16 protein-coding genes and 3 pseudogenes are annotated in these 20,302 nt (G+C 71.6%); 12 read left to right on the forward strand and 7 right to left on the reverse strand.

Annotation, left to right across the window (positions count from 1 at the left end):
• Window positions 1-252: 252 nt before the first annotated feature.
• From ABZZ20_RS33355 to ABZZ20_RS33370, 4 genes are all read left to right on the forward strand, one after another.
• Entirely contained in the window at window positions 253-2,280 is a 2,028-nt protein-coding gene (locus ABZZ20_RS33355) for an ABC transporter ATP-binding protein (protein ID WP_356876190.1), read from the forward strand.
• 71 nt (window positions 2,281-2,351) lie between these two features.
• A complete protein-coding gene (locus ABZZ20_RS33360) occupies window positions 2,352-3,821 on the forward strand; it encodes an NUDIX domain-containing protein (RefSeq protein ID WP_356876154.1) in 1,470 nt (489 codons plus the stop codon).
• 76 nt (window positions 3,822-3,897) lie between these two features.
• A complete protein-coding gene (locus ABZZ20_RS33365; protein WP_356876156.1) occupies window positions 3,898-4,944 on the forward strand; it encodes a phosphotransferase in 1,047 nt (348 codons plus the stop codon).
• Window positions 4,928-5,302, forward strand: a complete 375-nt coding sequence (locus tag ABZZ20_RS33370; protein WP_356876158.1) for an MFS transporter — start codon at window positions 4,928-4,930, stop codon at window positions 5,300-5,302. The genes ABZZ20_RS33365 and ABZZ20_RS33370 overlap by 17 nt, the downstream gene beginning before the upstream one ends.
• Window positions 5,303-5,457: 155 nt before the next feature.
• Here ABZZ20_RS33370 and ABZZ20_RS33375 read toward each other — a convergent pair whose 3' ends face one another.
• Window positions 5,458-5,610 carry a hypothetical protein gene (locus tag ABZZ20_RS33375; RefSeq protein WP_356876160.1) on the reverse strand — a complete coding sequence of 51 codons (153 nt, stop codon included), beginning with the start codon at window positions 5,608-5,610 and terminating at the stop codon, window positions 5,458-5,460.
• A gap of 56 nt (window positions 5,611-5,666) precedes the next feature.
• Here ABZZ20_RS33375 and ABZZ20_RS33380 point away from each other — a divergent pair, with 56 nt between their 5' ends.
• Window positions 5,667-5,909: a hypothetical protein gene (locus ABZZ20_RS33380; protein ID WP_356876162.1), complete on the forward strand. Its 243-nt coding sequence runs from the start codon at window positions 5,667-5,669 to the stop codon at window positions 5,907-5,909.
• Window positions 5,910-5,983: 74 nt separating this feature from the next.
• Window positions 5,984-6,172: pseudogene (locus ABZZ20_RS33385) on the forward strand (hydrolase); the annotation flags it as partial.
• Window positions 6,173-6,350: 178 nt separating this feature from the next.
• Here ABZZ20_RS33385 and ABZZ20_RS33390 read toward each other — a convergent pair.
• Together ABZZ20_RS33390 and ABZZ20_RS33395 are read right to left on the reverse strand one after the other, a co-directional pair.
• Entirely contained in the window at window positions 6,351-7,163 is an 813-nt protein-coding gene (locus ABZZ20_RS33390; protein ID WP_356876164.1) for a hypothetical protein, read from the reverse strand.
• A 227-nt stretch (window positions 7,164-7,390) separates the two neighbouring features.
• Window positions 7,391-8,134, reverse strand: a pseudogene (locus ABZZ20_RS33395) (transposase); the annotation flags it as partial.
• Between the two features lie 30 nt (window positions 8,135-8,164).
• On the opposite strand from ABZZ20_RS33395, the gene ABZZ20_RS33400 reads away from it, so the two are divergent.
• Together ABZZ20_RS33400 and ABZZ20_RS33405 are read left to right on the forward strand one after the other, a co-directional pair.
• Complete coding sequence (locus ABZZ20_RS33400; RefSeq protein ID WP_356876166.1) at window positions 8,165-11,203, forward strand: BTAD domain-containing putative transcriptional regulator; 3,039 nt, start codon at window positions 8,165-8,167, stop codon at window positions 11,201-11,203.
• Window positions 11,204-11,633: 430 nt separating this feature from the next.
• Window positions 11,634-12,329, forward strand: a pseudogene (locus ABZZ20_RS33405) (Tn3 family transposase); the annotation flags it as partial.
• Between the two features lie 180 nt (window positions 12,330-12,509).
• Here the strand turns inward: ABZZ20_RS33405 and ABZZ20_RS33410 are convergent.
• The 3 genes from ABZZ20_RS33410 to ABZZ20_RS33420 all read right to left on the reverse strand — a co-directional run bounded on the left by ABZZ20_RS33410 (window position 12,510) and on the right by ABZZ20_RS33420 (window position 15,831).
• Window positions 12,510-13,760 (reverse strand): MFS transporter, encoded by a 1,251-nt coding sequence (locus ABZZ20_RS33410; protein ID WP_356876168.1) that lies wholly within the window; start codon window positions 13,758-13,760, stop codon window positions 12,510-12,512.
• A 143-nt stretch (window positions 13,761-13,903) separates the two neighbouring features.
• Entirely contained in the window at window positions 13,904-14,581 is a 678-nt protein-coding gene (locus tag ABZZ20_RS33415; RefSeq protein ID WP_356876170.1) for a response regulator transcription factor, read from the reverse strand.
• Window positions 14,578-15,831, reverse strand: coding sequence for a HAMP domain-containing sensor histidine kinase (locus ABZZ20_RS33420; RefSeq protein ID WP_356876172.1), 1,254 nt, complete (start codon window positions 15,829-15,831; stop codon window positions 14,578-14,580). The genes ABZZ20_RS33415 and ABZZ20_RS33420 overlap by 4 nt, the downstream gene beginning before the upstream one ends.
• Before the next feature lie 125 nt (window positions 15,832-15,956).
• Here ABZZ20_RS33420 and ABZZ20_RS33425 point away from each other — a divergent pair, with 125 nt between their 5' ends.
• The 3 genes from ABZZ20_RS33425 to ABZZ20_RS33435 are packed head-to-tail and all read left to right on the forward strand — an operon-like array spanning window position 15,957 to window position 19,296.
• Window positions 15,957-16,904, forward strand: coding sequence for an ATP-binding cassette domain-containing protein (locus ABZZ20_RS33425; RefSeq protein WP_356876174.1), 948 nt, complete (start codon window positions 15,957-15,959; stop codon window positions 16,902-16,904).
• On the forward strand, window positions 16,901-18,463 hold the full coding sequence (locus tag ABZZ20_RS33430; RefSeq protein ID WP_356876176.1) for a hypothetical protein: 1,563 nt from the start codon (window positions 16,901-16,903) through the stop codon (window positions 18,461-18,463). Before ABZZ20_RS33425 ends, ABZZ20_RS33430 begins: the two co-directional genes overlap by 4 nt.
• Complete coding sequence (locus tag ABZZ20_RS33435; protein WP_356876178.1) at window positions 18,460-19,296, forward strand: ABC transporter permease subunit; 837 nt, start codon at window positions 18,460-18,462, stop codon at window positions 19,294-19,296. The genes ABZZ20_RS33430 and ABZZ20_RS33435 overlap by 4 nt, the downstream gene beginning before the upstream one ends.
• A 108-nt stretch (window positions 19,297-19,404) precedes the next feature.
• Here the strand turns inward: ABZZ20_RS33435 and ABZZ20_RS33440 are convergent, their stop codons facing one another.
• A complete protein-coding gene (locus ABZZ20_RS33440; protein ID WP_356876180.1) occupies window positions 19,405-19,860 on the reverse strand; it encodes a Tn3 family transposase in 456 nt (151 codons plus the stop codon).
• On the opposite strand from ABZZ20_RS33440, the gene ABZZ20_RS33445 reads away from it, so the two are divergent.
• On the forward strand, window positions 19,832-20,188 hold the full coding sequence (locus tag ABZZ20_RS33445; RefSeq protein WP_356876182.1) for a RacP protein: 357 nt from the start codon (window positions 19,832-19,834) through the stop codon (window positions 20,186-20,188). The two genes, ABZZ20_RS33440 and ABZZ20_RS33445, sit on opposite strands and share 29 nt — an antisense overlap.
• Window positions 20,189-20,302: the final 114 nt, after the last annotated feature.

The following is a 20,302-nucleotide window of genomic DNA, read 5'->3' on the forward strand; positions in this document are numbered from 1 at the left end:
GGCAGCGTGAGACCCCAGCTACGAGCCCTGGCTGACAGCCGACTGCCGCAGCGCCCGAACGTCGGCGTTTCGGCCAACCACCCCCGAGCCGCGCGCCCTTGCGCGGCAAGGGTCGATGCACCACGCACCTTCGGAAAACCGCGGAATCACAGGGCGCACAACCCGTCCGAAAGGAACAGGTGCTCGAAATCGCGCGGCGTCGTTGAGTACGTCGACTCCACCATCCCGTCCACGAGGGGGAACACATTGACGCTGGTCGAACCAGACAGCGATAAGACCGGGAGCGGCCCGAAGGCCGCAGCCACGGACAACATCTCGGACGCCGAGCGAGAGCTGTACGGGGGCCGGCTGCGTTACGACCAGGCCTATGTCCGCCACGAAGGTCCGCTGACCCGGCTGAAGTTCGGGCACATGGCGGCCGCGCTGCCGCGGATGGTGGGCATGGTGCTGCGCACCGGCTGGAGGGCGGACCGGCGCGCGCTGATGGGGGTTGTTGCGGCCGAGCTCGGGCAGGGCGTGACGGCTGGGTGGGGGCTGGTGGCGGTCAACGGCGTTCTCGCGCGGTTGTTCGCCGACGGCCCGACCGTGGACAAGCTCCGCGACGCTCTGCCGTCCTTGGTGGCACTCGCGATCGCAGCGGTCGCAGGCGCCGTCCTGTCGGCATGGTCGACGGCCATGTCGGGCCGGCTGGAGCCGCAGGTGGAGCGGGCGGTCTCCGCCCGTTACTACACGGCCGTCACCGGGGTGGAGGTGGAGGCGACCGAACGGCCGGAGGTCCAGCGGATCCTGGAAGCGGGGAAGTTCGGCACGGACTCGGCCCGCAGCATGCTGCGGCTGTCGGTCGGCGTCGGCAATGTGGTGATCGGCATGGCGGCAGCCGCGGTCGTGCTCGCGGCGCTGCACTGGGCTCTGCTGCCGATGCTGCTGGCGATCGCCCTGCCCAAGGGGTGGGGCGCGGTCCGCTCGGCCCGCCGCGACTACCTCTCCCGGATGAACTGGGTTGACCACCGCAGGGCGATCGCTTCCCTGCTGGCCTACCTGACCCGCCCGCACGCCGCCGGTGAGCTCCGCGTGCACGCCGCCGGCACGAAACTGCTCTCCAGCTACGAGGAGATGTCCCGGCAGACGGAGGCAGAGCAGCGGCGCCTGGCCCGGGCCCAGGCATCGACGGACCTGATCGCGGGAGCGTTCGCCGGCGTGGCGTCGCTGGCCTGCTACGGAGTGCTGTGGTGGCTGCTGTCGACCGGCGGTCTGCCGCTCGCCGTCGGCGGGACCGCGGTGATCGCCATCCGTACGTCGACGGCGCGGCTTACGTCGCTGGTGCAGCAGGTCAACCGGCTGTACGAAGAGCTGCTGTTCCTTACCGACACCGAGGATGCCATCGCGGTGGCGGGCGAGAACGCGATCCCGCTCACCGGCACGCCGCTGCCCGTGCCGGTCCGGGAGGTGCGGACGGAGGCGGTGTCCTTCACCTATCCGGGTGCCGACGGCCCCTCCCTGAAGGGTGTGAGCGTGCGCGTACCACGGGGGAAGGTGACGGCCCTGGTGGGTGCGAACGGGTCGGGGAAGACCACACTGACGAAGGTGCTGGCCGGGCTACTGCTGCCGTCTGAGGGAGACGTGTGGTGGGTGGGTGAATCGGGCGAGCGGGTCGAGCTGCGTGAGGCGGACCGCGCCGAGGTCTTCGCCGAAGTCGGGTTGTTGGCGCAGGACTTCCCGCGCTGGGAGATGACGGCGGCCGCGAACGTGGCCATCGGTGCCGGCGACCGTCCCCGGGACATGGACCGCGTCCGCAAGGCCGCCGGCGAGGCGGACGTGCTCGAGCTGGTCGAGGGCCTGCCGCACGGCTGGGACTCGATCGTTTTCAAGGGCTACGAGCGGGGCGTCCAGCTCTCGGGAGGCCAGTGGCAGAAGCTGGGGACAGCTCGAACGAGGTACAGGCAGGCGCCGTTCCTGCTGGTCGACGAGCCGACCAGTGCGCTGGACCCCCATGCGGAAATCGCCGCGTTCGAGAGGCTGTGGTCCCTGGCCGAGGAGGGGCACGCGGTCGTGCTCGTCACCCACCGGCTCGCCGCGACCATGCACGCCGACCACATCTACGTCCTCGACAAGGGAAGCGTCGTCGAGGACGGCACCCACGAGGACCTGATGGCCTGCGAGGGCGGCCTGTATCAGGGCATGTTCACCGCCCAGGCCGCCCAGTACGGGATCGCGCCGGCACCCGGCGGCGTTCCCGGCCCCCGCGGCGCCCAGCCGTCCGGCCACGAAACAGCAAGCTGATCCACCGGAGCGACTACCTCCAGCCCGGCCTGCCACCCCGTCCCCACTCCCTCGAAGGCGAGACGACGCCCATGTCACCCAGTTCCACCGCGATCCGCAAGTCCGTCGAGACGTACCTCGGCCGGCACCCCGGCGAGCGTGACGCCCTGGCCGGGCTCTTCGCCGCGCTGGACCGGCCCGTCGACGCGACCGCCCGGACGACGCTTCCCGGGCACGTCACGTGCAGCGCTGTCGTCATCGACCGGCAGGGCCGGGTCCTGCACATCCGGCACCGGGCTACCGGCGGCCTCGTGCTCACTCCCGGCGGCCACATCGAGCCTCGGGACCGCACGCTGCTCGCCGCGGCGCTGCGGGAGGTGTCGGAGGAGGCTGGGATCGCGCCGGGTGCCCTGTGCCTGACCCGGCAGCTGCTCGGCTCTCCGATCGACATCGACGTCCACGACATCGACGCCAACCCGGCGAAAGGAGAACCGGCCCACCGCGACTACGACGTCCGCTACGTCTTCTACCTCGCCGGTGAGGAGCCGCCCGCGATCGCGTTGCAGGACGAGGAGGTGTCCGGAGCCCAGTGGCTCCCGCAGCCGGAGGTCACCTCGCCGACACTGCGCGCGAAACTCCTCGCGGCGCGGCTGGACGGCCGGCCGGAGCCGGTGAACGCTTCCGCGCTCGTCCACGACGGGCACGGCCGCTACCTGCTCCATCTGCGCGACCACAAGCCTGGCCTCATCTGGCAGTCGGGGGCGTTCGCTCTTCTCGGAGGCGGCCGCACGCACGACGACCAGAGCCTGGAGGGCACGCTGCTGCGGGAGCTGTCCGAGGAGGTGCCCGACCTCCGCCTCGAGGACTTGAAGCCCTACGCCGTGGAGGCCGCCACAAGCATCGACGGCCTCAGCGTCCCCGTCCAGGTCTTCGCCGCCCGGTGGCGCGGCAACGCTGACCGCCTCGCATTGCACGAGGGTGTGCTGCTGCGCTGGTTCGCCCCCGATGACCTGGACCGGCTGCGCCTGAGCTCCGCCACCCGGGACCTGATTCGCCGGCACGCGGCCGAGAACCCTCCGGACAACAAGCAGGTCGCGGCTCCTGCCGTGTGGGACGGGGGCAGCCGGACGGTGCTGAACGGCATCGGAGTCCACCTCCACCTCGAAGACGCCGAAGGCCGGGTGCTTCTCGGGCTGCGTCACCCCGACTCGAAGTACGCGGGCGACACCTGGCACTACCTCGCCGGTCGGTGCGAGCAGGAGTCCGCCCTCGCCTGCCTGGTCCGCGAGGCGAGGGAGGAGGCCGGTCTCGTCATCGACCCCGCGGACGTGGAGCTCGCGCACGTCGTCCACGTTGTCGACGCCGCAGGCGCGCTGCCGTTGATGCAGCTGGTCTTCAAGGCCCGCCGGTGGGAGGGGGTACCGAAGGTCCTTGAGCCCGACAAGTGCCTGACCTGGAAGTGGTGGCCGCGGCATGAGCTGCCGGACCGGATCGTCCCCTACACCCGAACGGCCATCGCCGCGATCTCCGAAGGCCGCACCTACTCCCAGTTGGGCTGGTGAACGGCATGAGCACATCTACCGGGGACGGGCGGCGAGTCCCGTCCGTCCGCAGGCCGGCACCGTCGCGGGCAGCGAGATGAGTGCCGAGTCCGACGTCATGGTCGTGGCCGGGATCCTGGCGCTGCTGTACCGGATCACGCCGACCGACGTGAGCGAGGGCCCGGCGGGAACGGCGACCTGCAACTACCTGGCCGAGGACCGCGAGGGCCGACGGTGGTTCGTGAAGGCGTACCCCCATGGGACCGACATGGAGGCGGAGCGGCAGGCCTTGGCCCTGGGCGAGGCGGCCAGGGCGGCCGGGGTTCCGGTGCCGGCCGTGCGGCGGACGGTGACGGGTGAGGTGATCGCGTCGGCCGGCGGGCTGTCGGTATCCGTGACGGAGTACGTCGCGGGCGCGGAGACGGCCGAGGGCGGGCTGTCCGGCGGCCGGTGGGATGCGGTCGGCGAGGCCGTCGGCCGCCTGCACCGGGTCCTCGCCCGGCACCCCGTCGGACCCCCGCGCCCGGTGGCGACTCGCGAGGTGTGCGACGTCGCGCGGGCCGGGCGGAGGCTGGAGGAACTGCTCGCCCGTTGGGCCGCCGTTCCGCCTGCACCGGCAGCGGCAGGGTTCGCCGCCTGGTGCGCCCAGACCGCGAAACAGCGGCTTGCCGCCCTTCCCGAGGTGGCGGCCCGCCTGGAGAAGCTGCCGGTCACGCTGACGGCGCAGGTCGTGCACGGGGACCTGGCCTCTCCCAACCTGTTGCTGCGCGGCGAGGCGGTCGCCGCGGTGATCGACTTCCGGCCCCCGGGGCATCGTAGTGCCGTCTGGGAGCTCGGCCGGATCGTGCTGGACCCGCGCACCGTGCTGGCCCGCCCGGACGAATGGATCCCGGGCCTGGCCCGCGCCGTTGGCGCCTACCGTGCGGCGAACCCGGAGCTTGCGGCCGAGGACCTCCTTGCCGTGCCGCGCGTCGCCGCCGGGTACCTGGCCTGCTCGGTCTATCCCCTGTCCGAGCCGCTGGACGACCCTGCCTCGGTCACTCCGGCCCTGGAGGCGTACGGGCGCGCTCGGCATGAGGCCGTGGGCGTGCTGTGGGAGCGCCTGGAGGAAGCCGAGGGGGTGCTCCGTGACGTCCTGCTCTGAGCCCCCTGCCACAGCCGCTCCCTCCGGCGACTCGCTGTGGCGGCACCGGAACTTCCGCCGGTATCTGACCGGCCAGGCCGCGAGCGTGGCCGGCAGCTCGATCACCCAGATGGCGCTGCCGGTTCTGGCCGTGCTCCACCTGGACGCCACGACCGCCCAGGTCGCGTCGCTGGCGTTCCTTGGGCAGCTCCCGCCCGCGCTGCTCGCCCTGCACGCCGGCGGGCTCGCCGACCGGTACTCCAAGCGCCGGCAGATGATCACCGGTGACCTGGTCAGCGCCGCCGTGCTCACCACGGTGCCGGTTGCGGCCGCGCTGGGCACGCTGACCCTGCCGCGGCCGCCGGCCAGCCCCTGCTGATTTGCCGGGGCTGCGTACGCCTTCGCACTGGCCATGGCGGCAGCACTCCGCGCAGCCGGCCTGACCGTGGAGGTGCGGGGCGACGAATGGCTGCCGGTCGTCCTCCACCGGGCAGCCGAGACCTCCTGAGACGGGGAGGCCGGCCTTCAGGGCGGTCAGGCTGTCGGGGTCTGACCGTCGCAGATCGTGAAGAGGACCAGCACGCCCGTCATCTCCAGGACCTCGGGCAGCACCGGCTCACTCACCGCCTGCCCGGCCTCGGACGCCTCGCGCCGTACGCGCGAGGCGTCCGAGCCAGGTGATCCCATTCCGGCGGCCGACCGGGGGCGCCTCGCGCCGTACGCGCGAGGCGTCCGATCACCACATGCTGATTATGCGAGAGCTTCCGCAGCTGCCCGGCGTGCAGCGTCTGGTGCGCCGCACGGAGCGCCTCACCAAGCTCGGCCAGGCCATGCGCTTCCTTGGGCCGGCTGCGGGCCAGCAGCGCGGCCGCCCACGCCGGGAGCGCTGGCCTGCGCAATGCCGCGATCCGCGCGGCGAGCTGCTCGTCTCCGGCCTTCCGCGCCCCGGCCGCGTACTCGTCCAGCCGCCGTGTCCTGTGTCTTGAGCGTGTGCCAGCGAACTTTGACCGCGGGCCCGTTCTGTCGGCCAGTGCCCCTCACGACGGGCGGCCGGCCGGAGTTCTGGGGCCGCGGAGGCATGGTCTGGGGTGGCGGAGCGCTGGCCATGACCCGCGCCGACGGCATGCGGCAGATGGCCGTCGCGCTGAACCTCCAGAGGTGGAACAGGCTCGACTCCTCTGGCAAGCCACAGCCCCATCCCATCGACGACGCAGTGGCGACTCTGTGCCGCGTGGCGATGTACGGCTGACCGAGACCAGGCGAGGGGTTGATGGCACCGTTCAGCCTGTACCTGGACCGCAGCGTCCGGACCGCCCTGCTCCCGGCGAACTGATCAGCGCCCTGGAGGCCCCCGGACCGAGGCTGGCCGTCGGCCGCTGCGCGAGCCGTCGGCAGGCGAAGGATACCGGTCAGTAGAAGACGCGATGTCAGCCCGGCCCCGGATCATCGGTCTTCGGATCCGGGTGGGCAGACTGGGCCCGGGTACGCTCGTACTCGGCGCGATCCCGGATCTGCCAGGCCGCCTGGCCGATGGCCAAGATGCCGCGGGCCGGGAGCGGCACCTCGCCGATGCGGGGATTGCGATTCAGCCGGACCGGGCGTCCGAGGTCCACGCCGTCGAGAACGGCTCGGGCGTCGGCGATGTAGTACATCCGCTCGGGCATCAGGGTGCCTGTGTGCCCACTGGGCATCACGCCAGCCATCTGCACGCTGCCCAGTCCGAGCGCGCGGGCCATCAGCTCTCGGCTTCGTAGCAGAAGTCGCGGGCGCCAGGTCGCGAGGGGCAGGGCCGAGCTGACGGCGTTCATCACGGTGAGGACGGGCGTGGAGCGCGCGGTGAGTGTCCAGTCCAGGGAGGGCGAGTCCATCGTCACCCGCAGCGAGGCGGGCCCGGTCCAGGCGAGCTGGATGCGGGCGAAGCCGGTGTGCTGACAGGCCGGCCCGTAGTAGCGGGGACAGGAGGTGTCCAGGCCCTGCCCGTCTACGTGGATGGACCAGTCGCCGTCGGGGGTGCGGTGCCACACCGTCCGGTAGGGGCCGAAGGAGCTCTCCGGGAAGACCCGCAGCGCGAGGACGTGCCCGGAGTCGAAGGGCTGGCCGAACACGCCCCAGCCCTTGACGTACTCGTGGCCCGGCCAGGGTGCTTGTCCGCGGGATTCCGGCAGGCCGGACAGTCGCGACGCCAGGTCGATCATGGCGGTCACCTCGCTCGGGATGGTCCGCACCGTGGAATCCAGCATGCCCCCGCGCCACGTCGGGCACCTCCCGGAACCACGGTTCGGCGTGGAACACGGCCCGCCCCACCGAGCGGGTGGTGGTGTCAGCCCGGTGCGGGGGCCTGGGGGCCCGGGCGGGTCGGCGTCGGGTCCGCGGTGAGCCGCGTTCCAGGAGCGGCCGACGGGGGGTGCCTCTATTGTCTTTCGTCAAGGCGTCCGGGTTGGGTTTGGGGTGGTTTGGCTGCGTGGGGTCATGCGGCGAGTTCGACGTCGTTGGGGGTGCGGGGTTCGTAGAAGGTGCCGTCGCGGAGCATGGCGAGCAGGACGCTGATGCGTTGGCGGGCGAGGCGGAGGAGGGCCTGGGTGTGGGTCTTGCCGCGGGCGCGTTGCTTGTCGTAGTAGGTGCGGGAGGCCGGGTCGGCGTTCATGCAGGCGAAGGCGGAGAGAAACATGGCGCGTTTGAGCTGCCGGTTTCCGCCTCGTGGTGCGTGTTCGCCGTGGATTGAGGTCCCGGACTGCTTTGTGGTGGGGGCGAGTCCGGCGTAGGAGGCGAGGTGGGCGGCGGTGGGGAAGTTGGTGCCGTCGCCGACGGTGACCAGCAGGACTGCGGCGGTCCTGACGCCGACGCCCGGCATCGACGTCAGGACCTGGGAAAGAGGGTGGGCGTCCAGCAGGGTGTTGATCTGGGCTTCCAGGGTCCGGCGCTGGGCGTGGACGGTGGCCAGGGAGCGGGCCAGGGAGCGGGCCAGGGTGGGGATGACGATGTCGAGGGTGCCGGTGCCGGGGACGACGACGGTCTGTTCGTCGAGCGCGTCGAAGACGTCGTCGATGAGCCGGGCGGCCATGCGCGGGGCCTTGGGACGGATCAGTTCGACGAGTCTGCGGCGGCCGGCTTTCCGCAGGGCGGCCGGGGAGCCGTAGCGTTCGAGCAGCCAGGTGACGGCCTGGTGGTCCAGGCGTGGGCCGAGGACGCGTTCCAGGCTGGGGTGGAACTGGGGCGGTACAGCCTCTGGCATCGTGTGGCAGTGGAGTTGAAGGTGCTCGGGCCAATCGAGGTGACGGACCAGGGCGAGGCGGTCCCTCTGCCCGGCGGAAGGGCACGTACGGTGCTTGCCGCTCTCGCACTGCACCACGGGCACGCCGTGTCCGTAGAGCGGCTGGTGGCTGCCGCCTGGGGAGACGACGCGCCAGTGACGGCCCGGGCCCAGGTCCAGGCGATGGTCTCGGCGCTGCGCCGGGCCCTCGGCGGTACCCTGCGGCCGCAGGCGATACGAACCCGGCAGCCCGGCTACGCGCTGTCCGCCGACGCGGTGCGTACCGATCTGGACATCTTCGTACGGTGGGTCGCCGAAGGCCGCCGGGAGGCCGCCGAAGGAGACCCGACCGAAGCGGCGCGCCTGCTGCGGACGGCGCTGGGCCAATGGCGGGGCCCCGCGTTCGACGGGTTGCCCTCCGCGTACTTGGAGGCCGAGGCCGCACGCCTCGACGAGACCAGGCTGGGGGTGCTCGAGGAGTGCATCGGCCTCGAACTCTCTTTGGGAGCACGGCCGGATCTCATCGCGGAGATCCGCCTATTGGCCACCTCCCACCCCCTGCGGGAGACCGGGCACCGGCTGCTCATGACGGCGTTGCGCCATGCGGGCCGCCACGCGGAGGCGTTGACCGCGTACCAGGATGCCCGGCGGGTCCTGGTGGACGAACTCGGAGTCGAGCCCGGCCCGGCTCTCCGCACCCTGTACCAGGAGATCTTGGCCGACGGTTCAGCCGCTCCCTGGCCGGAACCGCCCGCTCCCGATGCACGACCGGGTTCACCGGGTCGGATTCCGGCGGCGCGGGCGCCGCTGTTCGGCCGGGATCGGGACGTGGAGGAGCTCGTGGCGCTCGTGGCCACCCGGCGGCTCGTGACTCTGGTCGGCCCGCCCGGCATCGGCAAGACGAGCGTGTCGCTGGTGGTCGCCCAACGGTTGGGTGCCGACATGCCGGACGGCACATGGGTCGTTGAGCTGGAGGGCGTGAGCAGGCCCGATCTCGTCCCGGCGGCCGTGGCGGCCGCTCTTGGCGTGGCCGCAGGCCCGGGCAAGACCCTCACTGAGGCGCTGACCGCCGGCCTGGGCCCGCGGGTCGCTCTGCTCGTCCTGGACAACTGCGAGCACGTTCTCGACGCGTGCGCCGACCTTGCCGACACCCTGCTCGCCCGGTGCGAGGGTCTGCATCTCCTGGCGACCAGTCGGGAGCCTTTGGCCGTGGCCGGTGAGACTGTCCGCACCGTGGGGCCCCTGGACCTGCCACCGGGGGACTCCGCCGAGGCGTTGCTCGGCTCGGCATCAGGCCGCATGCTGATGGACAGGGCCGCGGCCCGACTGCCCGCCTTCACGATGACCGACGAGGTGGCGCCGCTGGCTGCCTCCGTGTGCCGGGCCACTGAAGGTGTGCCGCTCGCCCTGGAGCTGGTTGCCGCACAACTGCGCGCACTGCCCCTCAACGAGGTCGCGGACCGGATCGACCGACAGCTGGACCTACTGGTGCGGCGGCGCGCCAGGCCCGCGCGCCACAGTTCGTTGAGGGCGGCGATCGACTGGAGTCACCAGCTGCTGACCGGACGCGAACGACGGGTGCTCGCCGAGCTGTCCGTGTTCGCCGGGGGATTCACCCTGTCTGCCGCAGAGGCGGTTGTGGCCGTCGGGGCCGGTGCGGCGGACGAGGCGGACGTACCCTCTGACGAACCGTCCGGTGATTCACCCGGCAGACCCGCCGACCGTGGGCCGGACCCGTCGGCCGGCGGGGTGCGGGACATCGTGCGCGACCTCGTCGACCGTTCGCTCGTCGTGGCAGACCCTGACGCCCGGCCCGCCCGGTACCGGCTCCTGGGTGCGGTAAGGGAGTTCGCGGCAGAGCAGACGGTGCTCACCGGCTCTGCCGACGCCACTCGGCAGCGGCATGCCGTGTACTACCGGTCGCTCGCCGCGCGCATCCGGACGAGCGTTCCCCCGGGCGACACTGTGTCCATGAAGAGGGAGCTGCGCCGGGAGATGGCCAACCTCCGGGCCGTCCTCGACTGGTCATTCGGCTCCGTAGACCCCTGCCTGGGAGTCGATCTGGTCGGTGCCCTGTCATGGCTCTGGGCCGGCCTGCCCCGCGAGGGACTGGACTGGGTACGCCGGGCCCTCGCCCGACTGGAACCGGAACCGCCTGCGGCGCGCCGCCGCGTGCTGTACGCCGCCGGACTGATTTCCTTCAGCCTCGATCTCGACGAGGCAGCAGGCAACTTTCAGGAGGCGGCCCGTCTTGCAGAGGAATGCGGAGACGTCAAGCTGCAGTTGGAGGCCTTTGCCCAGCTGTCGGTCGTCCGATGCCTGCAGGGCCGCGCGGCCGAGGCCGCAGGGATCGCCGAAGCCGTACTGACACCGGTCCTCGCGTACGGAACCGAATGGTCAGTGGCCGAGGCGCGGGTCGCCGTCGCCATCGCACGGTGCGGCCTCGGCGAGCTGGCGGGAGCCGCGGAACAACTGGCACAGGCCGAGGAAGTCTTCGTACGCACCGGCCTGCGCGAGGGGTTGGCCACCACACGCTGGGCACAGGCCGAGGTCGCGTACCACGCGGGTGACTCGGAACGCGCCGCCGCGCTGTCCGCCGCCGCCCTGCGTGACACGGCCCTCGGCGACGACCTGTTCGCAACGGTCTGCCGACAGGCGCAGCACGCCCGCAACCTGCACGCGGCCGGCGAACGGCGGTCCGCTGCCGAGGGCCTGGCCGCCGTCCTGCGTGACTGCGCCGACAAGGGTCTGTGGATGCCAGCCGTGGACGCCTTGACGACCGCAGCACGCCAGGAGGCCGACGCCGCACGCTCACAGAGGGCGGCCACCCTTCTGGCCGCAGTAGGAACTCTCCGCACCTCCACGGGGCGTAAACCCGCCGCGGTGGAACAGCCGCTGCTGGATGCCCTCGAACGGAGAGCCCAGAGCGAACTGGACGAATCCGTCCTCGCCGAGGCGCAGAAGCGTGGTGCTGCCATGACCACCGAACAAGCCATCTGCTATGCACTCGAGCCGGGTGCGACTGCCTAAGTTGCGAGGGGGCAGGCCCAAACCGGCGACCGAGAGTGCGTCTTGGGCGGAGTTCGTACCGCTGCCGCGATCCCGTCGTTCGTCGCGTCGAGCCGGTCAGACGGGGCCCAGGCCGCCGACGAGGCAGGCGGCGAGCGGCGCGTCGGCGGGACATCCAGGTGGCGTAGCGCGGGGAGCCGGGGTTTCGTCGCCGGATGGGCGCCCCGGCTCCTCGGCGTCCACACCCCTTCGGCGGTGTCCGGCCCCGCCGAGACGGCGCGCCTGGTCGCCGCTGCGGCCGACGCCTCCGAGGTCACCGTCCTCCCCGGCGACAGCGCCGCCGCGCGCGGAACTGCGCACGGCGGTCGCCAGGGCCTCGGCCGCCGCCGACGCCCGGCCCGGGACGGATGTCCGCGCCGAACTCGCCGCCGCCCGCGCCGGGTGTCGCGGGGTGGGCTGGCTGCGCCGTCACCGGGTGCTGCTGCCGGGGGTGAGCGTGCTGGCCCGGCAGGTGTCGGAGGCCCGGAAGACCGCGGAGAAGCGGCTGCACACCACGGTCGCGGGTGCCGCCCGCCGCGCCGATCCGGCGTTGCCGGGCGAGTTGGTGGCGACGTTGAAGACGCCGGAGGGGTCGCGGTTCTCGGAGCTGGAGCGGCTGCGCCGGCCGCCGACGGGGATGGCGTTCGCCCGCGCGCTGGAGCGGGTGGACGAGATCGGCGCGTACCAGCTGGGACGGCTGAAGCTGTCGCAGATCCCGCCGAACCGGATGGCGGCGTTGGCCCGGTACGCGCTGGGGTCGAAGGCGCCGCTGCTGGAGCGGGCGGCGGAGCTCAAGCGCACAGCGATGCTGACCGCGGTGATGCGGCACCTGGAGGCGAAGGCGATCGACGAGGCCCTGGACCTGTTCCAGGTCCTGATGGCCACCCGGCTGGAACTGGAGCTGGTCGAGGAGCACGACACGGACCTGGACGTGGCCGCGCTATGGGCGGCGATGGAGGAGATCGCTCCGCGCGCCGCCGTGCTGAGCGCCGCGGCCACCGTGGTGACCCTGGTGCCCGAGGACGAGAACACGGCCGACGTCGCGATGCGGGCCGCGCTGGCGACCCGGTACGCCACGGTGCGTCCGTTCCTCGCGCTGCTGGGTGATCCGCGAGGAGGACATCGCCCGGCTCTCCCCGCTCAAGCACCGGAACCTGAACCTGTTGGGCCGCTACAGCTTCACCGCTTCGACACCGGCCGCCGGCGCCCTGCGCCCGCTGCGCGACCCGGACGCGCCGGAGCTGGACGAGAACGACGAGGAAGAAGGCTCCTGACACCTACTCGCTGGTCATCCCGTCACTTCTGCGGCAACGCCTGGCTGCGGCCGGGTACGCATGCCCCAGCGGGCAAGAGACGGGCCGACAGCGCCCAGTGCCGCGAAGAACAACGCCAGTAGCAGCCAGCCTGTCGTGCCGAGTCCGAGCACCACCGTGGTGAGGATCGCGGGGGCGAGAGCCTGGCCCGCGCTGAAGCCGAGCCCGAGGACACCTTGGTACTGGCCCTGGGCGTGGTCGGGGGCCAGACCGAAGCCCAGGGCGAAGCCCGCCGATGACTCCCAGACCTCTCCCAGGCTATGGACGAAGATCGCAGCCAGGACCAGTCCTACCGCGGCCCAGACTGGGGCGTACGCCGCCAGCGCCATCATCGGGCAGCTGACGAGGAAGAGCAGCCCCGCTGTGCGAAACGCCCGGCCGCCGTCGTGCGGGGTCTCGATACGCGAGCCGATCCTGGTCTGCATCAGCACACAGAAGAGAGAGTTGACGGCGAACAGCGCGGCCACCGTCCAGCGTGGCGTTTCGGTGTGCTCAGAGATCCAGATCGGCAGGAGCAGCGAGACCACGGGATACTGCAGTCCCATGGCCCCGTAGAGGGCGGTGAACGCCAGGAAGGGACGATCCGCGAAGACGAGCCAGCGCCGCTGCTGCGGCGGCGCTGCCAGTATCGGATAGCGGGGCAGTAGGAGCAGAAGCACCGCGCACAGGGCGAAGCTCGCCGCGTTGCCGAGGATCAGCGTGACATAGGCGCTGCGGGTGTTCGCGGCCAGCGCCAGCCCCGCACCCACCGTTCCCAGGACGACGCCCAGGTTGACGAACGTGCGCAGCTTGGCACGGAAGAGGGCCGGGCGCTCACCCCCGACCCTGACCACCAGAGCCCCCCACGCCGCCCCTCCGACCGCCGCGGCGATCTGGTCGACCGTCGCGATGACCGTGAGCGCGGCCCAGCTCTCGACGAGGACGAGGGCCGCCATCGACACCGCCTGGACCATGAGGGCCAACATCATGATCGTGCGCGCTCCTCGCCGGTCGGCGAGATGCCCGCCTGGTATCCCCGCACACAGGCCGATCACTCCGGCAATGGTGAGCGCGGCGCCGACCTGCACCGCAGGCAGGCCCATGACCAAAGTGAAATAGAGCGCCGACGCCGCGTTGAACAGACCATTACCGACACGGTTGATGAAACTGGCGGCAATCAGCACGCGCTCCGGCCCGTTGTCCCCCGCTATGCGGCCTATCCGGCCTGCCACGCCGCCCTTGATCATGGACGGCAGGCTAACAGCGGTCGCTGATCCACGAGTTCGTAGGGTCTATGCACTGGCCGCCTGAGCAGGCGTGTTGCCGAGCCGATCCTTTTTGGTGCTGAGTGCGGCCTCCGCTCGCGGGCCGTCGGCCCCTGGCACCATGCTCAGTGGGATGGGGCGCCTGCGTCGATGATCCGATACCCCACGCCTGGTGTGGTGGCGATGACCGGGGGGGCGCCGAGTTTGCGTCGCAGGCGACTGATGGTCACCGTGACGGTGTTGGTGAACGGGTCGGCGTGTTCGTCCCATACCTGTTCGAGAAGGTCCTCCGCACTGAGGAAGGCGGGGCTCGCGTTCAGGAAGGCTTCGAGTACCGCGAATTCCTTGCCGGAGAGGTCGAGTTGGTTACCGTCGCGGCTGGCGGTGCGGCGCATCGGGTCGAGTTCGATGCCCGCAGCGCGCAGGGTGCGGGACCGGGCGGCGGGACGGCGACGGGCCAGGGCGCGGATGCGTAGGACGAGTTCGGGAAAGTGGAAGGGCTTGGCAAGGTAGTCGTCGGCGCCCAGGGTCAGGCCGCTGACGCGGTCCCCGGGCGAAACGGCGGCGGTCAGCATGAGGACCATCACGCGGTCGTCCCGCTCGGTGATCATCTGGCAGAGGGTGTCGCCGTGGATGCCTGGCAGGTCGCGGTCGAGCACGATGACGTCGTACGTGTTGACGTCCAGCTTGGCCGCGGCGTCGAGCCCGTCGTGGGCCACGTCCACGGCCATGCCCTGGTCGCGCAGTCCCTCGGCGATGACTTCGGCGAGGGGACGGGCGTCCTCGACCACCAGGACTCTCAACGCGCCGCGCCCGTCTCTGTGCCGGGGGCTTCCGCCGTCGCCCTGCCGTCCGTGCGGGGGAGGGCGACGGTGACGCGCAGGCCGCCGTCGGGGCGGGCGCGCAGGTCAAGGGTGCCGTGGTGGGCCTGGGTGATGGCCGCGACGATGGAGAGGCCGAGGCCGCTGCCCTGGCCGGTGTTGGTCCGGTCGGCGCCAAGGCGGCGGAAGGGCCGCGCGAGGTCCGCCACCCGCCGCTGGTCGAGGAAGGGTCCACTGGACTCGACGACGAGGGACACTGCGCCTGCGTCGTCTCCTTCGGCCCGTACCGCGACACTGATCCAGCCCCCGGGGTCGTTGTGCGCGATCGCGTTGTCGACCAGGTTGTCGGCCACGCGGCGCAGCAGCGTCTGGCTGCCCCACACCCACGCGGAGTCGTCGATCCGGTTTTCACGCACAGTCAGGCCCTTGGCAGCAATCTCCTTTGCTCGTCCGGTGAGGGCGGTCAGCGCGAGTTGGCCGAGGGCGAGGCGCGCCGAGTCGGTGAACTCGCCGTGCTGGGTGCGAGCCAGGACGAGGAAACTCTCCAGCAGCCGGTCCATCTGGTCGAGTTCGGCGCGCATCCGGGCGGCCAGCGTGGCCGTGGTCTCGGGTACGGGGCCCGGCTTGGCGAGGGCCACGTCCAGGGAAGCCCGCATCGTGGTGAGTGGGGTGCGCAACTCGTGGGAGGCGTTGGCGACGAAGAGGCGCTGGGTGTCGAAGGAGTGCTCCAGGCGGCCGAGGAGGTCGTCGATGGTGTCGGCGAGGTCCTTCACCTCGTCGCCGGGGCCTCCTATGGCCAGGCGTTCGTGCAGACTGTCGACGGTGATCCGGCGGGTGGCCGCTGTCATCACGCGCAGCGGGCGCAGCACCCGGCCGGCGACGAACCAGCCGAGCCCGACCGAGATCACCGCCATGACGCCGAGGGCGATGGCGGAGCCGAGCAGAATCTGTCGGGACTGGGCGTCGTGCGCCTGGGCCAGCTGCTGCTCCAACTCGTCGATGCGGCCCTGGGCCTGTGCCCCCGTGGCGGGCTGATCGGCGCCGCCATCGGGGGCGATCTGGCTGGAACGCGATCCGCCGGATGCCACCACGGCCACGATGGCCAGCAGCGCCGTTCCCGACAGCAGGAACAGAGTCACGTACAAGGCGGTGAAGCGGGTACGGACTGTGCCACGGCGCAGGCCGAGCCGGGCGGTCAGGCCCGCGAGCCGTCGGGGCGGACCCCATTTCATCCGCATGCTCCCCTCTCGCCACCGCACCAGGACACGTACCAGGCCAGGCTAAGCCGAGGCGCCTAACAGCGAGATGACAGTGGCCGTTCGGCCCCTGTCACTCGCTCCGTCACAGGGTGGGGCCCATGAGCGATGAGAGTACGAAGGCGACGATCGAGGTCATCGGTTTGCGTAAACGCTTCGGGCCCCAGCTGGCTCTGGACGGGATGACGTTCACCGTGCGGCCCGGGCGGGTGACCGGCTTCGTCGGCCCGAACGGCGCGGGCAAGTCCACCACCATGCGCGTGATCTTGGGCCTTGACGCAGCTGAGAAGGGAAAGGCCCTGGTCGGCGGGGTGCCGTACCGCACCTTGCGTCGCCCGCTTCGGCATCTGGGGGCACTGCTCGACGCCTCCGCGCTGCAGCCGAGCCGCACCGCCCGTAACCACCTGCTGTGGCTGGCCCACTCACAGGGCGTGCCGCCCCGGCGCGTGGACGAGGTCATCGAACAGGCCGGCCTGGGCACGGCGGCCCGGCGCAAGGCCGGCGGCTTCTCGCTGGGCATGCGCCAGCGCCTGGGGATCGCGGCGGCGCTGCTCGGTGACCCGCCGGTGGTAATGCTGGACGAGCCGTTCAACGGCCTCGACCCCGACGGCATCGTGTGGATGCGCGGCTTCCTGGCGGAGCTGGCCCAGCAGGGCCGCGCCGTCCTGGTCTCCAGTCACCTGATGAGCGAACTCGAAGACACCGCGGATCATCTCGTGGTGATCGGTCGCGGCCGGGTCCTCGCGGACACCAGCGTGTCCGAGCTGCTCGCCGAGGCGTCCAGTGGCCGGGTCACCCTGCGTACCTCCGCGCCTCCGCGCGCCGCCGAGGTCCTGCACGGCGCGGGCGCCACCGTTCTCGCCACCGGCCCCGATGCCCTCGGCGTCACGGGCCTGCCCGACGAGGAGATCGTGGCCCTGCTTGCCCGGAACGGGGTGCCGTTCTCCCAGGTGTCCGCGCACCGGGCGACGCTCGAAGAGGCGTACATGGAGCTCACCCGGGACGCGGTGGAGTACCGGGGCATCCCGGCGGGGGAGGGCACGCGATGACAGCCGCCCTCGCCCCTCGCCCCCCGGCCACGAGGCGCGCTGAGCGGAGCGGGTTCCTCAGGACGCTGCACGCCGAGTGGACGAAGTTCCGTACGGTACGCGGCTGGGTCCTCGCCATGGCGGGGGCGCTCCTGGTGACGATCGTGGTCGGCCTGCTCGGCACGGCCGCCCCCGCCCCTGGCGGTCGCGGCGCCGACTCCGTCGCGTATCCGAAGGGCCCCGGCGGCGAGGCCGTCAACGACAGCTTCTACTTCATCCACAAGACACTCACCGGCGACGGCGCCCTCACCGTTCCCCTGCTGTCGCTGACTGGTGTGGCCGACACCGGGACCGGCAAGACGGCCCAGGGCGCCCAGCCCTGGGCGAAGGCCGGGATCATCGTGAAGGAGAACCTCACCCAGGGATCCCGGTACGCGGCGGTGATGGCCACCGGCGGCCACGGCGTACGCATGCAGTACGACTACACGCACGACACGGCGGGCCCTTCCGGCAAGGTCTCCCAGGAGTCCCCGCGCTGGCTGCGCCTGGTCCGCTCCGGTGACAGTCTCACCGGTTCCACCTCCACCGACGGCTCCCACTGGACCAAGGTCGGCCATGCGAAGCTGCCTGGGCTTGCGCGCACCGTGCAGGCCGGGCTTTTCGCGACGTCACCGGAGGCGAAGCAGGACACGGCGGCGGGCGCGGGCTTCAGCCCTGCCGTAGCCACCGGCACCTTCGGCCGCCCCGCCCTCACCGGCGACTGGTCCCAGGGGGCGTGGAGCGGCACACAGGTGGGCGGCGACGCAGGCACCTCCGGCAGCTACACGAACACCACCGAGGGCGGCTTCACCCAGACCGACGGCGGCGAGTTCACCGTGACCGGGGCCGGTGACATCGCACCGGTCGTCGGCGGGCCCGTCATGGGCGTCGGCTTCTCCGTCGAGAACTTCCTCGTCGGCACCTTCGCCGGGCTGATCGTGGTGATCACCGTGGGCACGGTGTTCATCACTGGCGAGTACCGGCGCGGTCTGCTGCGTACGACCATGGCGGCAACTCCCCTGCGGGGCCGGGTGCTTGGTGCCAAGGCGCTGGTGGCTGGGGGCGTCGCGTTCGCCTTGGGCCTGGTGGCCGCCGCGATCACCGTTCCCATCGGGGAACACAGCGCGCGTGGCAGAGGCTTCCACGTTTTCCCCGCCACATCGGCAACCGAAGTGCGCGTCATGGTCGGCACCGGCCTGCTCTGCGCGGCCGCCACCGTGCTCGCCCTCGGCGTCGGTGCCCTGCTGCGGCGCAGCGGCACGGCTGTCACCCTGGTCACCGCATCGATCGTGCTGCCCTTCCTGCTTGCCACCTCCGGCGTACTGCCCCCAGGCGTCTCGGAGTGGCTGCTGCGGGTGACCCCGGCTGCGAGCTTCGCCATCCAGCAGACCCTGCCCCAGTACACGCAGGTGCTCAGCGTGTACGAGCCGTCGACCGGCTACTACCCGCTGGCGCCATGGGCCGGCCTCGCCGTGCTGTGCGGATACGCCGCGCTCGCCTTCGGTCTGGCCGTGGTGCGGCTGCGCGGGAGGGACGTATGAGTCTCCTGAGCGGTCCACGACTCACGAGCACGGCGGACGATGCGCGGCGAGGGGACATCGGCCGCGCCCTGCACGCGGAGTGGACGAAGCTGCGCACCGCAGGAGACATGGGCAGGTTGCTCCTGCTCGCCGTCGCACTGACCGTGGCCGTCGGCTGCGGCACCGCCAAGGCCGTGAAGTGCCCGGACGCGGGGTGCGGCCAGGACGCCGTCAAGCTCGCCCTGACCGGCGTCACCGTCGGGCAGGCGGTCATCGCCGTCTTCGCGGTGCTGGCCGTCAGCGGCGAGTACGGCACCGGCATGATCCGCACCACGTTTACGGCGGTGCCGAACCGGCTCACCGTCCTCACCGCCAAGGCGACGGTTCTCACCACGGTCGTCCTGGCCACCGGGACGGTTGCCGTCCTGGCCTCCCTCCTCGTCGGCCGCTACATCCTGCCCGGCAACGGATTCACCGAGGCGCATGGCTATGCCCCGCTGTCCCTGGCCGACGGCCCGATCCTGCGCGCGGCCGTGGGCTCGGTCCTCTACCTCGTCCTGATCGCCCTGATCGGCCTCGGCGTGGCGACGGCGGTACGGGAGGCGGCGACCGCCATCGGGATCGTGCTCGGGCTGCTCTACCTCTTCCCGGTCGTCGCCCAGGTGGTCAACGACCCGGAGTGGCAGCGCCACCTCCAGCAGATCTCGCCCATGACCGCCGGACTCGCGGTCCAAGCCACCGTCCATCTGCACGAGCTGCCCATCGGCCCATGGGCCGGTTTGGGCGTGCTCGCCACGTGGGCCGCGGCCGCGTTGCTGGTCGGCAGCCTGCTGCTGCACAGGCGCGACGCGTAGCCGAATCGAGCGGTCCGCGAGCACGTTGGCTTCAGGCCCCTCCCCGGCCCGGCGCCTCACCCGGTCAACGATCCAGCCGATCGGGAGCGATGCCGGGCGGGTGGGGCTTCAGGATGCCGACCCGGACCCACTGTCCGCCGCCGATCGGGCGGCTTCCGCCTCGGGCACGGTGCGAGGGCCAGGCACCATGGACGCCGTGGTGGCGAGGGCGAGGTGTGAGTTCATGTCCAGCTCGAACCGGCCGTAGGGGTTCACGTGGGTCCAGAACAGCGGGGACAGGGCCCGCCGGTCCTCCTGGGACTCCTTGTCGGAGCCGGTCAGGTCGCCGTCCTTGCCGTAGAACAGGTCGTCGGTCGCGAGCACCGGCGCCAGGTTCGGCCACTTCTCGTCCTCCCCGGCCGCCGGCCGGTACAGCCGCGCCGAGCCGACGTTCTTCAGCCTGGGCAGCAGGTTGAAGCCGAGCATGTGGGCGAAGGCGAACCCGACGATGGAGGCGCCGTGCGTGCCGGTGTACTGCCGGTCGATCTCTACGTCCGTGCAATGCCGCAGCACGCCCTCGATCATCGCGGCGACCTCGGAGGCCGAGCAGGACGAACTCTCACCCAGCCAAGTACGAGCCGGCCTGGCCAGCCTGCGGGACATCATCGCCGCCAACGGCTGGCCACCCCTGATCTGGACCAGGGCCGACGGCTACCAGCTCGGAGCCGAACGATCCGCCCTGGAAGCCTACGAACGAGCCGTGATCAACGAGAAGCTCACCGCGTTCCGGCGGTTCATCACCGGCACCGTCGCACCTCACGCCGCTGCCCGCCCGGGCGACAAGTGGGTCAAGCACATCGTTGCCCAGCTCAATTCCATCGAATCCACCCTCGACCTCATCGCAATCGCCTGATCAATTCCCGAAGGGGGCGGCGGGGGGGGGGGGGGGGGGGGGGGGCCCCCCCCCCGAAGAGGAAGAAGACGGACGACAGGAAGAAAGGGACAACCCCCACAACCACCCAAAACA

It is taken from the genome of Streptomyces sp. NPDC006430, assembly GCF_040612395.1.
Taxonomy (GTDB): Bacteria; Actinomycetota; Actinomycetes; order Streptomycetales; family Streptomycetaceae; genus Streptomyces.

Coding starts and splice junctions, on each gene's coding strand:
- ABZZ20_RS33365 (WP_356876156.1), top strand. CDS start 3,898: ATGAGTGCCGAGTCCGACGTCATGGTCGTGGCCGGGATCCTGGCGCTG.
- ABZZ20_RS33380 (WP_356876162.1), top strand. CDS start 5,667: ATGCTGATTATGCGAGAGCTTCCGCAGCTGCCCGGCGTGCAGCGTCTG.
- ABZZ20_RS33435 (WP_356876178.1), top strand. CDS start 18,460: ATGAGTCTCCTGAGCGGTCCACGACTCACGAGCACGGCGGACGATGCG.
- ABZZ20_RS33425 (WP_356876174.1), top strand. CDS start 15,957: ATGAGCGATGAGAGTACGAAGGCGACGATCGAGGTCATCGGTTTGCGT.
- ABZZ20_RS33390 (WP_356876164.1), bottom strand. CDS start 7,163: ATGCTGGATTCCACGGTGCGGACCATCCCGAGCGAGGTGACCGCCATG.
- ABZZ20_RS33375 (WP_356876160.1), bottom strand. CDS start 5,610: ATGGGATCACCTGGCTCGGACGCCTCGCGCGTACGGCGCGAGGCGTCC.
- ABZZ20_RS33410 (WP_356876168.1), bottom strand. CDS start 13,760: ATGATCAAGGGCGGCGTGGCAGGCCGGATAGGCCGCATAGCGGGGGAC.
- ABZZ20_RS33360 (WP_356876154.1), top strand. CDS start 2,352: ATGTCACCCAGTTCCACCGCGATCCGCAAGTCCGTCGAGACGTACCTC.
- ABZZ20_RS33440 (WP_356876180.1), bottom strand. CDS start 19,860: ATGATCGAGGGCGTGCTGCGGCATTGCACGGACGTAGAGATCGACCGG.
- ABZZ20_RS33420 (WP_356876172.1), bottom strand. CDS start 15,831: ATGAAATGGGGTCCGCCCCGACGGCTCGCGGGCCTGACCGCCCGGCTC.
- ABZZ20_RS33430 (WP_356876176.1), top strand. CDS start 16,901: ATGACAGCCGCCCTCGCCCCTCGCCCCCCGGCCACGAGGCGCGCTGAG.